Here is a 12,968-nt window from a genome sequence, read left to right as displayed (position 1 = left end):
TGTCGCCGTGACAATGCAGGAAGGGGCGGCAACATGGTGTTGTCGCCCCTTCTTTATCGGAGTTAAGGCTGCTGAAAAAATCAAGCTGCCTTTTCGAGGTCCTTCTTCCAGCTGCCCTTGGCCGCGAGGCTGTTCATCTCGGCACGGTGGGTGAATTCGCGCTGGCCGGCGGCGACGTTCTCAGGCTTGCCGTTCCAGGCCTTGAGGGCGCTGTCCTGCAGGGCGCGGCCGTAGGAGAAGGTGACGAGCCAGGGCAGGTCGGCACTGGAATTGATGGCGGAAAGATGCGCCGTCGCTTCTTCGGTCGTCTGGCCGCCCGACAGGAAGGCGATGCCGGGGACGGCGGGCGGAACGGTCGCCTTCAGAACCTTGACCGTGCGCTCGGCAACTTCCGCGACCGAGGCCTTGCGGGCGTTCTTGCCGTCGATGACCATGTTTGGCTTCAGGATCATGCCTTCGAGGTTGACGCGGGCATCGGCCAGTTCCTCAAAAACGATGCGCAGCGTCGATTCGGTGACTTCGGCGCAGCGGTCGATCGTGTGGTCGCCCGGTTTTCCGTCCATCAGGCATTCCGGCTCGACGATCGGAACGATCCCGGCCTCCTGGCAGAGTGCGGCATAACGAGCAAGCGCCTGAGCGTTGGCGCGGACGGAACCGCGGGTCGGCAATGTCGACGAGATGGCGATGACACCGCGCCACTTGGCGAAGCGGGCGCCGGCTTCATAATAGCGGGCAAGGCGTTCGCCGAGGCCATCGAGGCCTTCGGTGATGGTTTCCGCAGGATATTTCGCCATCGGCTTGGCGCCGGTGTCGACCTTGATGCCGGGAATGGCACCTGCAGCGCGAATGATGTCGACGAAAGGCGTGCCGTCCGCGGCCTTCTGGAAAAGGGTCTCTTCGAAGAGGATGACGCCGGAGATATATTTCTTCATCGCCTCGTCGGAGCGGAAGAGCATCTCCCTGTAGTCACGACGGCTGGTTTCGGTCGATTCCAGGTTGATGGTGTCGAAACGCTTCTTGATGGTGGAGGTCGATTCATCTGCCGCAAGCAGTCCCCGGCCGCCTGCAACCATCTGCACTGCAATGTCTTCCAGTCGTTCGCTCATCTCGTTCTCTCCACAGCATTAAACATCGGCGATTTAAGAATATAGGACGGCGATAACAGAAGTTGATAGTGAGGAAAATGGAAGGCTAAGTCATTGAAACGATTGAAATCAATTCAATCGTTTGAATATCTGGGATTTTTTCCACCGGCTGAGCAAAAGACCGCGGAAGGCGCTCTCGCCGCCGCGGTCTATCCACATGTAAAACCAGTCGAATCGGCTTGTGACTATCTGGCGGCGTTGAGGACGGCGACGCCGGGAAGCTCCTTGCCCTCCATCCATTCGAGGAAAGCGCCACCGGCTGTGGAGACATAGGTGAACGCGCCGGCAACGCCGGCATGGTTCAGCGCCGAGACGGTGTCGCCGCCGCCGGCAACGGAGGTGAGCTTGCCGGCTGCAGTGCGCTCCGCGGCGTATTTCGCGGCAGCGACCGTGGCGGCATCGAAGGGCTCGATCTCGAAGGCGCCGAGGGGGCCGTTCCAGACGAGAGTCGAAGCGCGCTCGATCCAGGCGTTGATGGCCTCGACGGATTTCGGCCCGACATCGAGCACCATGGCATCAGCGGGAATGGCGTTGATATCGACTGTCTCATTGGCGGCACCCGCCTTGAACTCCCGGGCAATCACGCCGTCTTCCGGCAGGATGATGGCGCAGCCGGCGGTCGCGGCCTCGATCATGATCTGCTTGGCGGTTTCGGCGAGATCATGTTCGCAGAGCGACTTGCCGACATTGGTGCCGCGGGCGGCGATGAAAGTATTGGCCATGCCGCCGCCGATGACGAGCGCATCGACCTTCTTCACGAGGTTCATCAGGAGGTCGATCTTGGTCGAGACCTTGGCGCCGCCGACGATCGCGACGACAGGGCGGGCGGGATCACCCAGACCCTTTTCCAGCGCCACCAGTTCGGCCTGCATGGTGCGGCCGGCATAGGCCGGCAGGTGGTGGGCGAGGCCCTCGGTCGAGGCATGGGCGCGGTGGGCGGCGGAGAAGGCGTCGTTGACATAGATGTCGCCGTTGGCAGCAAGCGACTTGGTGAAGTCGGGGTCGTTCTTTTCTTCGCCCTTGTGGAAGCGGGTGTTTTCCAGAAGCAGGATATCGCCGTCATTCATCGCCGCGACGGCGGAGGCGGCCGCCTCGCCGATGCAATCGGACGCCGTCAGCACGGCATGATCGAGCACTTCCTCGACCGAAGGGGCGATCAGCGACAGCGACAGGTCCGGCGAAGGGCCGTCCTTCGGCCGGCCGAAATGAGCAAGCAGGATCACCTTGGCGCCCTTCTCGGACAGTTCGAGGATCGTCGGCGCCACACGCTCGATGCGCGTCGTATCGGTGACCTTGCCATCCTTGACCGGGACATTGAGATCGACGCGGACGAGAACGCGCTTGCCGCGGATGTCGGAAAGATCGTCGAGGGTCTTGAAAGAAGGCATGGGGAAATCCAGTCTTGGTTGGCGGAAGTTGCGGCGACCATAGCAAGGATCATTTGAGACGCAAGGCGTTCAACGGCCGTTTTCGCGTGTGCCTTCGTCACGTCGGGGCGGTGCTTTCGCCGCGATTTCGGAGGCGGCGGTTTCGCGGCTTCGGCGCCCTTTCAGCCGGTCGCGGATGCGTTGGATGATGTCCTTGAGATTGATGAAGATTGGCAGCGTGATCGCTGGTTCGACCGCTTCGAGCGACATTCCGACGGAGGTGATGTGGTCGTGCTCGTCGAGATCGCGGACGATGAGAATGATGGAGCCGAGACGGACGCGGTCGGCATAATCGGCCTTACCGCCGAGGCGCTGACGCATCAATTCGGCGATCGTCAGGCCCTTTTCCGTTTCGTTGAGCAGGCCGGGGCCATAGGCGGCGTCGAGATCGGCGGCGGGGCGGGCAGGTGAGAGCGCGAAGGCTCCGAAAAAATCGGCATCGTCCTCATCCACTGGCGCACGGCTGGCGAAGAGCCGGTCGAGCAGGCGGGAGTAGCTCGGCACGATGAAGAGGTAGACGAGATCGTTCTCGCGCAGCCGCCCGGCATATTGGTAGCGCATCGACTTGCCGTCGCGGATCACCAGCGAAGGCGTCGCCCAACGCGGGATGCGTTCGCCACGCAGCACTGGACTATCCTTGATGACGCGGTAGGAGAGCAGTTCGTGGTTGGCCGCGCCCGGCAGGTCGACCTCGACCTTATCGACGGCACCGATGCGCGGCGGAATGATCAGGCCGAGCTTCTTGGCGACGGGCTTGATCGTCCAGCCCTGGAGGAGCAGCGAGACCAGCACAATAATGAAGGCCGTGTTGAAATAGATTTGTCCGTTCTCAAGCCCGCCGAGGATGGGCATGATGGCAAGCAGAATGGAGACGGCGCCACGCAGGCCGACCCAGGCAACGAAGCCGATTTCCTGCTGCGTGTAATCAAACGGGAGCAGCGACAGCCAGACCGCCAACGGCCGGGCGACAAAGGTCAGGAAGAGGGCAAGCAGAATGGCGGGCACGATGATGACCGGGAATTGCGACGGCGTCGCAAGCAGGCCGAGCACCAGGAACATGATGATCTGCGCCAGCCAGGTCATGCCGTCCTGGAAGCGTTTGATGGTGCCGATCGCCTGCATCTTGCGGTTTCCGGCGTAAATGCCGGCGACATAGACGGCGAGGAAGCCGCTGCCGCCGACCGCGCCGGTGAAGGAGAAGACGAGAAGGGCAAGCGCCAGCACGAAGATCGGCGTCAGGCCGCGATCGGTGTCCAGCTTACTGACGATCAGCACGATCATCATGCCGCCGAGCAGGCCGAGGATGACGCCGAGGCCCATCTGCTGCACGAACATGGCGAGCATGCCGATATTGATGCCGGCGGAACGCTCGCCGCTCGCCAGCACCTCGACAAGGGCGATGGTGAGGAAGATCGCCATCGGGTCGTTGGTGCCGGATTCGACCTCCAGCGTTGAGCGCACCTTGTCGCGGATGTTGATGCCGCCAATGCGCAGCAGGAAGAAGACGGCGGCGGCATCCGTCGATGCGACGATCGAGCCGAGCAGCAGACCTTCCAGCCAGGTGAAGTTCAAAAGCCACATCGCCGCGAAGGCAAAGAGCGAGGCGGTAATCAGCACGCCGACCGACGCGAGTGCCAGCGAGGGAACGGCCGCCAGGCGGAAGGCCTGCATCGGCGTGCCAAAGCCGGAATCAAACAGGATGACGGCCAGCGCGATAGAGCCGAGAATATAGGCGAGGTAATTGTTGCTGAACTCAATGCCGAGCCCGTCGACGCCGGCGGCAAGGCCGATCATGAGGAAAAGCAGCAGCAGGGGGGCGCCGAAGCGGAAGGCAAGCAGGCTCGAAAAAGCGGCAAGAAGCACGAGCGCCGTCGAGACCAGCACCACGATATAAAACGCTTCCATGCCCACCCCTTTCCATCGACTGCTTGACGAATACAGCCGCCCCGGCCGATCCGCCTTACTCCAACCCCTCCTCACCCGCGGCGGTCCAGTAAACGGCAAAACGTCAGAGAAGGGTAGGCCTTGCGGCTTAACCTCGTCGCGACGCTGCATCATGCTACTGAACGGCTGCCGGACGGCCAACCGACACGGAATGCTACGGGAGAAATTGTCTATAAGGAATGTATCGGAAATTCAGGCGAGAGCAGGGCAAAAGAGACAGGCACGGATTTTTCCTGCCGGTATCTGCGAACGACAACAGGCCAAGCCACGTTTTTGCGTTCACGCGGTGCGTCTGCCTTCTCAATGATGGGAAAAGGGATTGCAGGCGCGCATGCAGAGAGCGGGGCCGCTGCTCTGCTATCCCAACACCGCCTGAAAAATGACGATGGCGAGAAACGAGAGACCGATGAACGCGGCGACCCAGATAACCAGGCGATTGGCCTTTGCAAGCACCGCAGGTCGGACGTCCCGCTTGCGGTGAAACCGCTGCCGCCGCTTGAGCGCGGTGTGGGACAAGCGTTTTTGTGCCTCTGCCATTAATCGCCTCCACTTGGATTATCTTCGCCATTGCGCGGCGCTATGCATCTCGGCAATCTATCACGCTTTGCCAGCGGATTGCCAAGTGATCAATCCTTGCCTGCGGACGGCAACGCCACACCGAACCCGTCGCTTCGGTGTGGCTTTCGAAATCGGAAAACGATGCAGATCGTCGGTCAGTCTTCTGAGTCCTCGCCCACGTCGGTCAGATCCGCGACCGGGACCAGGAAAACGACGAACTCGTCCTCGATGGTCCGTTCCGGATCATCGTCGAATTCATAGGCGTGCTCGACTTCGCTGGCCTCCTCGGCGGTTGCCTTGCGCAGGCTGAGCACCGCTTTACGGTCCCACAGGGGTTTGCCTTCGGATTCCAGGATGGTCAGATCGTCACGAAAGTCTTCCGCCTCGAAGAAATGGGTCGCTTCCTCGTGATTTTCGGAGCGAAAGCTGGCAACGGCACGGCCGGCGATTTCTACGGTAAAGTAATCCATCCATCTCTCTCATATCAGCGACACTGCTGCCGCACGGTATTGGTGTTCCGCGCCTGGCCGGTGGCCGATGCGGCGCGAGGAAACTGGGCATTTTGGAATGTCCAGGCGAGTTATCCTAACAGATCTCATCTCTGCAATGGACGAAAAGATACCAGTGCGGAAAGGTTGGTTTCGTTTGCGGCATGGCAACAAAAAGCGGCCCGGTTTCCCGGGCCGCTTGCATGTCGATGCCTTAAGAGCGCTCAGATGAGCTTGGCAAACGCAACAGCCGTGTCGGACATGCGGCTGGAGAAGCCCCATTCATTGTCGTACCAGGACAGGACGCGCACGAAATTACCTTCCATGACTTTAGTCTGATCGGTTGCTAAGATCGAGGAGTGGCTGTCGTGGTTGAAGTCACGGGAGACGAGCGGCTCGTCGGTGTAGCCGAGGACGCCCTTCAGCTTGCCATTTGCGGCAGCCATGATGGCTTCGTTGATTTCGCCAACGCTGGTGGCCTTCTTGGCGACGAACTTGAAGTCGACGACGGAAACGTTAGGGGTCGGAACGCGGATCGAGGTGCCGTCGAGCTTGCCCTTCAGATGCGGCAGAACGAGGCCGACTGCCTTGGCAGCGCCTGTCGAGGTCGGGATCATCGAAAGAGCGGCGGCGCGGGCGCGATACAGGTCCTTGTGCATCGTGTCGAGCGTCGGCTGGTCGCCGGTGTAGGAGTGGATCGTCGTCATGAAGCCGTGGTCGATGCCGACGGCGTCGTCGAGGATCTTTACAACCGGCACCAGGCAGTTTGTCGTGCAGGACGCGTTGGAGATGACCATGTGCTCCTTGGTGAGCTGGTCATGATTGACGCCGAAGACGACAGTCAGATCGGCGCCGTCTGCAGGTGCCGAAACGATGACGCGCTTGGCGCCGGCCGTCAGGTGGGCGGCAGCCTTGTCACGGGAGGTGAAGATGCCGGTGCATTCCATCGCGATGTCGACGCCGAGTTCGCGGTGCGGAAGTGTCGCCGGATCCTTGATGGCGGTGACCTTGATCGGCTTGCCGTTGCCGACGATGATCGAGTCACCCTCGACTTTCACGGTGGCCGGGAAGCGACCGTGGATCGAGTCGTAGCGTAGCAGGTGGGCATTGGTTTCGACGGGGCCGAGGTCGTTGATGGCGACGACTTCGATGTCGGTGCGGCCGGATTCGACGATGGCGCGAAGGACGTTGCGGCCAATGCGGCCGAAGCCGTTGATGGCAACCTTGACTGTCATGTTCATTCACTCCCGATAGAGTAGGGCCCGATACAGCCGGGCCTGGAATTGAGGAGATGGAGAGCGCCTCAAGGCGCCCTCATTAAAGCTTTGCTTCCGCGGCCGCAACGACGGCGTCGGTGGTGATGCCGAAATGCTTATAAACGTCCTTCACCGGGCCGGAAGCGCCGAAGCCCTTCATACCGACGAAAGTGCCTTCCGGTCCGATAAAGGCATCCCAGCCTTCGCGGACGGCGGCTTCGACGGCAATCTTTACCGGTGAGTTGCCGAGGATTTCCTTGCGATAGGCGTCCGGCTGCTCGAAGAACAGTTCCGTGCAGGGAACCGATACGACGCGCACCGTGACACCCTTGGCTTCAAGGGCTGCGCGGGCGGCGACGGCGATTTCGACTTCTGAACCGGAGGCGAAGATCGTCACTTTGGCGTCGGCATTGCCGGCCAGCGTATAAGCGCCCTGTTCGCAGAGGTTCTTTTCGCTGTATTCGGTGCGAGACGCAGTGAGGTTCTGGCGCGTCAGAGCAAGGCCCGAAGGACGGTTGTGCGTCTTGATGGCGATCTGCCAGCATTCCGCCGTTTCCGTGGCGTCGGCCGGACGGAAGATCATCAGGTTCGGGATGGCACGCAGACCGGCGAGCTGTTCGACCGGCTGGTGCGTCGGGCCGTCTTCGCCGACGCCGATCGAGTCATGCGTCAGGACATGGATGACACGGATGCCCATCAGCGAAGCAAGGCGGATCGGCGGGCGGCAATAATCCGTGAAGATCAGGAAGCCGCCGCTATACGGGATCAGTCCGCCGTGCAGCGCAATGCCGTTCATCGCAGAGGCCATGCCGTGCTCGCGGATGCCCCAATGCATGTAACGGCCGGCGAAATCCGTCGGCGTGATCGAGTGCATCTGGCTGGTTTTGGTGTTGTTCGACGGCGTCAGGTCGGCGGAGCCGCCGAGCGTTTCCGGCAGGAAGCCGTTGATGACCTCGAGCGCGTCTTCCGAAGCCTTGCGAGTGGCAACGGTCGGCTTGGTCTCGGCAAGCTTCTTCTTGAAGGCGCTGATTGCGGCATCGAAGCCTTCCGGCAGCTCGCCTGCCATGCGGCGGGTGAATTCGGCCTTGGCCGGAGCCTTGGCCAGACCCTGTTCCCAGGCGTTGACGAGATCGACGGAGCGGGCGCCGGCTGCACGCCAGGTATCCAAGACGTCCGACGGGATGACGAAGGGCTCAGATTCCCAGTTCAGCGCCTTGCGCGTGGCGGCGATTTCCTCGGCACCAAGCGGGTTGCCGTGGACCTTATGGGTGCCCTGCTTGTTCGGGGCGCCGAAGCCGATGATCGTCTTGCAGGCGATGAAGGTCGGCCGGTCGGACTTGTGGGCAGCCTCGATCGCTTCGGCGACGGCAGCCTGATCGTGACCGTCGATCTCGATCGTGTTCCAATGAACGGCCTTGAAACGGGCGACCTGATCGGTGGAATCCGAGAGAGACACGGCGCCGTCGATGGTGATCGAGTTGTTGTCCCAGAACAGAACGAGCTTGTTGAGCTTCAGGTGGCCGGCGAGCGCGATGGCTTCGTGGCTGATGCCCTCCATCAGGCAGCCGTCGCCGCAGATCGCATAGGTATAGTGATCCTGAAGATCGGCGCCGAATTCCTCGCGCATCTTGCGTTCGGCAATCGCCATGCCGACGGAATTGGCAATACCCTGGCCGAGCGGACCGGTCGTCGTTTCGATGCCGGTCGCGTGACCGTATTCCGGATGACCGGCAGTCTTCGAGCCGAGCTGACGGAACTGCTTCAGATCTTCGATAGTCATGTCAGGATAACCGGTCAAATACAGCAGCGAATAGAGCAGCATCGAGCCATGGCCGGCCGAGAGTACGAAGCGATCGCGGTTCGGCCAGTGCGGCTTCTTCGGATCGAACTTCAGATATTTGGTGAACAGGACCGTTGCCACATCAGCCATGCCCATCGGCATGCCGGGGTGGCCGGAGTTCGCTTTTTCAACGGCGTCCATGGCGAGAAAACGGATTGCATTCGCCATCCGGTCGTGTTGTTCGGGAGAGGTCATGGCTTTTCCGCAAGTTCCGGGTGTCGGGGGATGGCCTCGAGCCTCCAAGACCATCGAGTGAAAGCGGCAGAGACATAGCAGTTGGGGCGGGCAAGTCAATAAATGGCAAGCCAAATCCGGGCGGGCAATGGCAATTTTTGACATTTGATCGCGCGATTGTACAAATGACAAATCACCTATCGTCGGCATGTGTAAAACGCTCATCCACAGGATAGGCCGGTAGGCAAGTGACAGGATTTATTGACGGGCCGTCGGCGAGCTGCATATCCTTTTTAAATCGCAGGATCGGCGCGGCGTGCCGATTCGCGGATCCTGCGCGGGAATCGGGAAGGCATGATGCCCACAGGCAAAACCATGGAAGCAGCGCTCAACGAATTGAGACAGGCGATTTCGGGCCTCGAAAATGCCGTCGACATGCGCGTCGAGCGGCAGCGCGAGCAGGGCGAGATCGAGGGCGAGGTGCGGCGCGTGCACGCCGACCGTTCGCGGCTGGCGCAGGAGCTCGACCAGGCCGAATTCCGCGCAAACCGGCTTGAGGAAGTCAACCGCGAGGTATCGCGGCGGCTGGTGACGGCCATGGAAACGATCCGCGCGGTTCTGGATCGCTAGAACAGGATGATTTTAGGCCAAGTTGGCCCAAAATCTGAATCCTGTTCTCATTTAAGCGTTAAGCATGATGTCGTCCGAAAACCGCTCATACCTTTCGGCATCATGCTCTCGTAGAAAGAGTTTGGCATGGCGCAGGTGACGGTAACGATCGACGGCAAGGCCTATCGCATGGCCTGCGAGGAAGGGCAGGAGGACCACCTGACCGATCTGGCGACCAGTTTCGACCGCTATGTCGGCCATCTCAAGGGGCAGTTCGGGGAAATCGGCGATCTCAGGATCACCGTCATGGCCGGTATCATGATCATGGACGAGATTTCCGAGTTGACGCGCCGCGTCGCCGGGCTCGAATCCGAGCTCGAGTCGCTGCGCGGCAACCGCGACACGGTGCTTGCGGCCACCGCCCGCACCGAAGAAAATCTCGCGGCGGCGCTCAGCGAGGTTTCAAGTCGGATTCGCGGAATCACCGACAAGCTGAACGGACGGCCCGCCCCGAACTCAATGGATCTGAATTAAATAACGACGACGTGCCGCCGCCACTGGCGCGCTGGCGCAAACGACCTTATATATCGCGATGCGGTCTGCGCCTCTCGACAGGAACCACAATCCCTGGGGCCATACTCGATCCAAAGGGAGCTGTCCCTGGCTAGGCCCGTGGGCCTGGACACACGGCGCCCACCTACGTTTGTAGGCACCCAGGATCGTAAACATCCATCGGTTGTCGTGGATCGCACCTTTCCCTTCCCTCCCCTTCGACGGCGCCGGACCGACCGGGCGAACGCGGTTTACGCGTCCGCCCTGTTCAGCGCGTCCGCTATTTTTTCAGACCTGGAAGGGTGATCTGGAAGACCTGGAACAACGTGTCGACATCGGCACCGCCGTCCGCTTTGTAAGCCGCACCGACTTGGAAACCATCCTGTGTCAAGAAGTCGTTGTCATTGGCGAGGAACAGGAAGTAGTCGTCCGGCAGGTTCGGGTCGAGAACGCTTGCAAGACCCATGGCTTCCCATTTTTCCGACAGGTTGTTCTTGTCGTTCGGCGCACCGTTGTGCAGGCCGAAGCGAGCAAGGTCGGCCTTGTTGTTGATGTCGATGAAGGGCGTCAGCGTCGCCGTCGTCAGCGAGGGATCGACGACGCCCTTCGGCGCGATCGGCTTGTCGGCATCGAAATCGCTGCCGGCGATATCGGTCGCATCGGAGAGGTCGACGATGTTGATCTTGCGGTAGAGCGAGGTGTCGCCCTTCAGGCCCTGGCCGTTGCCGCTGTCGCGGGCGAGCATCAGGAAGGTCTTGTCGGACAGGGCGACGATTTCGCTCTCGGCGGCGATCACCGTCTTGTCCTTGGCATCTTTGAAGACCGGCAGCGGCACAACATATTCATGCACCAGCTTCAGATGATCGGGATCGGCGGCGTCATAGATCATGGCGCGGGTATTCTGACGGGTCGAGCTGGAATCGCCGCCGTCCTGGCGGGTGGCCGACTGCAGCACTGATATGATGAACTTGCCGTCCGGCGTCATTGCCATGCCTTCGAGCCCCTGGTTGTTCTGGCGTCCGGTCTCCGGATCCTTCGGATCAGGAGCGGAGGCGCCGGGGCCGGGATTGTTGGAGGCGAAGCTCAGCGCGCCCTTGCGCATCGGCAAAAGCGCCTTCGGCGGCTGGGTCGCCGAGAGCAGGTGGCCGTCGGCTACGAAGCGGTAGATATAAGGGCCGTATTCGTCGCTGACGAACATGGTGCCGTCGGCCATGCGGATGATGGCTTCATTGTCGAGCGCGATCTTGCCGTTTACAGCCTGCGGCAGCGGCGGAAAATTGCCGGCAGCGACGCGCACGCCGGATTCCGGATCGAGACCGGTCATGTCAGCGCCCTTGTCATCGACAAAGAGCATGGAATCGACAAGCTTTGCGTCGACGCCGGACTGCTCCTTGCCGGCCTCGGGTGTTGCGCCCGGAGCAACCGGCGTGAGGCTGATCGCGATGGTGTTCAGGCGCGGGCGGTAGTCGACTGTGCCGGTGACATTGTAACCCCGGTCGGGCAGCAGGTAGAGCATGCCCTTGTAGCTGGCGCCGTCGCGGCTCCAGGCGGTTGGATCGATCGCCATGCCAGAGCCGGAACCGAAGGTCTCACCGAATTTGTCGCGTTGGTTGGCCGGGATGCGGCCGATGCTGACCAGGCCTTTGTTGATGAAGGTGAGGCCGCCGGCGGTGGCGGAATTCTCGGCCATTGCGACGGCCGGAACGGCGGCGGATGCGGCAAGAACCGCGGCGAACAGCCGCGATGCATATGGTCTGACGTTTTTCATGAAAATACCCTCTCGGTCAAAAGCGCTCTCGAAACGGCTTCCGCCGGCAGGCCGGACACCGCAGACGGTCTATGACGGGATCATGATATCTGGATGACGCTTTGCAGCGAAAAGGCCATGCCGAGAGAATGTCGGGCATCCGCGTGTCCGCATTCCAGTTTGCTGCTTACCCGGCCGGATAAGGCCCTTCGGCAAAGACCTCGTCGTGGTAGAATTTCGAGCCGACGTCCAGCGCCAAGGGGCTGCGCCATTCCCTGTTGTCGCGCAGGCAATCGAGTACGAGTTGGAAATCATATCGGGGCTGCCAGCCCAGTTCCCGCCTTGCGCGAGCGTTGACATAGACACGGTCGAGCGTCGGGGACATCGTCCACCCGCGTGATGCATAGAGAGCGCCTGCACCCGGAAACAGTCGTTCGACGACAAGAGACGCGTCGTGCCGGATCGCGACGAGATCGGTCGCCGAAAACGGCGTCGTGGCGGAGACGATGTAGCGGCCGAAGCCGATTGCCGGCGCCTTGTCGAGCGCCAGCAGATGGGCGCGGACCACATCGGCGATATCGACGCGGCGGTGAAGAAGCTCGTTGGCATGGGCATTCTCTGCCGAATAGCCGCCGCGAATGTGAGGATCGTCGTCGATTTCGGGAAAGAAGCGCGATGTCCTGAGAATGACGACCGGCAGGCCGGAGTTGCGGGCGAAGAATTCGCACAGACCTTCGGCGGCGAGTTTCGTCACGCCGTAGATGTTTTTCGCGACTGGAAGCATGTCCTCGGTCACCCATGCCGCCGGTTCGCCGGCGGCCGGCGTCAATGCCGCACCGAAGGCGCTGGTGGTGCTGGTGAAGACGAAGCTTGCAACGCCCGCGGCGACCGCCTCTTCGAGCAGGTTCAGCGTGCCGCCGACATTGGTGTCGAGGAAATCGCGATTGCCGTGGGTCGCCACATGCGGCTTGTGCAGTGTGGCGGCATGGACGACGTGGCGGATGTCCGACATCGCCTGCCGGATGAAAGCGCGATCAGCGATCGAGCCGACCATGTCGGTGGACGCTGAGGGTTTGATATCGATTCCGCGCGCCGTCCGGTCTTGCGCTCGCAGGCTGCGCATCAGCGCCTCGCCGAGATGGCCGGCGCTTCCCGTCACCAGTATCGTCATTGCATCCTCTCCTTCGGCGGCGGAGGCTATAAAGACTGACGTTTGCGGACAACGCAT

Annotated in this window: 11 protein-coding genes and 1 other RNA gene; 3 read left to right on the top strand and 9 right to left on the bottom strand. The window is 61.3% G+C overall.

Features of this window, described 5'->3' with window-relative positions:
• Nucleotides 1–80: 80 nt before the first annotated feature.
• From HJB82_RS25935 to tkt, 7 genes are all read right to left on the bottom strand, one after another.
• Nucleotides 81–1,106, bottom strand: coding sequence for a class I fructose-bisphosphate aldolase (locus HJB82_RS25935; protein ID WP_207581702.1), 1,026 nt, complete (start codon nucleotides 1,104–1,106; stop codon nucleotides 81–83).
• Between the two features lie 224 nt (nucleotides 1,107–1,330).
• Nucleotides 1,331–2,533 carry a phosphoglycerate kinase gene (locus HJB82_RS25930; protein ID WP_207581701.1) on the bottom strand — a complete coding sequence of 401 codons (1,203 nt, stop codon included), beginning with the start codon at nucleotides 2,531–2,533 and terminating at the stop codon, nucleotides 1,331–1,333.
• Nucleotides 2,534–2,602: 69 nt separating this feature from the next.
• Nucleotides 2,603–4,477 carry a potassium/proton antiporter gene (locus tag HJB82_RS25925; RefSeq protein WP_207581700.1) on the bottom strand — a complete coding sequence of 625 codons (1,875 nt, stop codon included), beginning with the start codon at nucleotides 4,475–4,477 and terminating at the stop codon, nucleotides 2,603–2,605.
• Between the two features lie 396 nt (nucleotides 4,478–4,873).
• Complete coding sequence (locus HJB82_RS25920) at nucleotides 4,874–5,053, bottom strand: hypothetical protein (RefSeq protein WP_221116401.1); 180 nt, start codon at nucleotides 5,051–5,053, stop codon at nucleotides 4,874–4,876.
• A 176-nt stretch (nucleotides 5,054–5,229) separates the two neighbouring features.
• Nucleotides 5,230–5,544, bottom strand: a complete 315-nt coding sequence (locus HJB82_RS25915) for a hypothetical protein (protein ID WP_207581698.1) — start codon at nucleotides 5,542–5,544, stop codon at nucleotides 5,230–5,232.
• Nucleotides 5,545–5,786: 242 nt separating this feature from the next.
• A complete protein-coding gene (gene gap, locus HJB82_RS25910) occupies nucleotides 5,787–6,797 on the bottom strand; it encodes a type I glyceraldehyde-3-phosphate dehydrogenase (protein ID WP_207581697.1) in 1,011 nt (336 codons plus the stop codon).
• An 82-nt stretch (nucleotides 6,798–6,879) separates the two neighbouring features.
• Complete coding sequence (tkt, locus tag HJB82_RS25905; RefSeq protein WP_207581696.1) at nucleotides 6,880–8,853, bottom strand: transketolase; 1,974 nt, start codon at nucleotides 8,851–8,853, stop codon at nucleotides 6,880–6,882.
• 333 nt (nucleotides 8,854–9,186) lie between these two features.
• On the opposite strand from tkt, the gene HJB82_RS25900 reads away from it, so the two are divergent.
• From HJB82_RS25900 to ssrS, 3 genes are all read left to right on the top strand, one after another.
• The gene (locus HJB82_RS25900) at nucleotides 9,187–9,462 is read left to right on the top strand and encodes a DUF4164 domain-containing protein (protein ID WP_037078920.1); all 276 of its coding nucleotides are present in this window, start codon (nucleotides 9,187–9,189) and stop codon (nucleotides 9,460–9,462) included.
• A gap of 126 nt (nucleotides 9,463–9,588) precedes the next feature.
• Nucleotides 9,589–9,975, top strand: a complete 387-nt coding sequence (locus tag HJB82_RS25895; protein ID WP_221116399.1) for a cell division protein ZapA — start codon at nucleotides 9,589–9,591, stop codon at nucleotides 9,973–9,975.
• A gap of 59 nt (nucleotides 9,976–10,034) precedes the next feature.
• Nucleotides 10,035–10,193, top strand: a non-coding RNA gene (gene ssrS / locus HJB82_RS25890) — 6S RNA.
• 80 nt (nucleotides 10,194–10,273) lie between these two features.
• Here the strand turns inward: ssrS and HJB82_RS25885 are convergent.
• Together HJB82_RS25885 and HJB82_RS25880 are read right to left on the bottom strand one after the other, a co-directional pair.
• On the bottom strand, nucleotides 10,274–11,761 hold the full coding sequence (locus HJB82_RS25885; protein ID WP_207581694.1) for an esterase-like activity of phytase family protein: 1,488 nt from the start codon (nucleotides 11,759–11,761) through the stop codon (nucleotides 10,274–10,276).
• Between the two features lie 166 nt (nucleotides 11,762–11,927).
• The gene (locus HJB82_RS25880) at nucleotides 11,928–12,911 is read right to left on the bottom strand and encodes an NAD(P)-dependent oxidoreductase (protein WP_221131782.1); all 984 of its coding nucleotides are present in this window, start codon (nucleotides 12,909–12,911) and stop codon (nucleotides 11,928–11,930) included.
• Nucleotides 12,912–12,968 lie beyond the last annotated feature (57 nt).

This window comes from Rhizobium sp. NZLR10, assembly GCF_019685125.1.
GTDB lineage: Bacteria > Pseudomonadota > Alphaproteobacteria > Rhizobiales > Rhizobiaceae > Rhizobium.
Note: the sequence above shows the minus strand (reverse complement) of the source record. Positions and strands in the feature narration are given on the sequence as shown.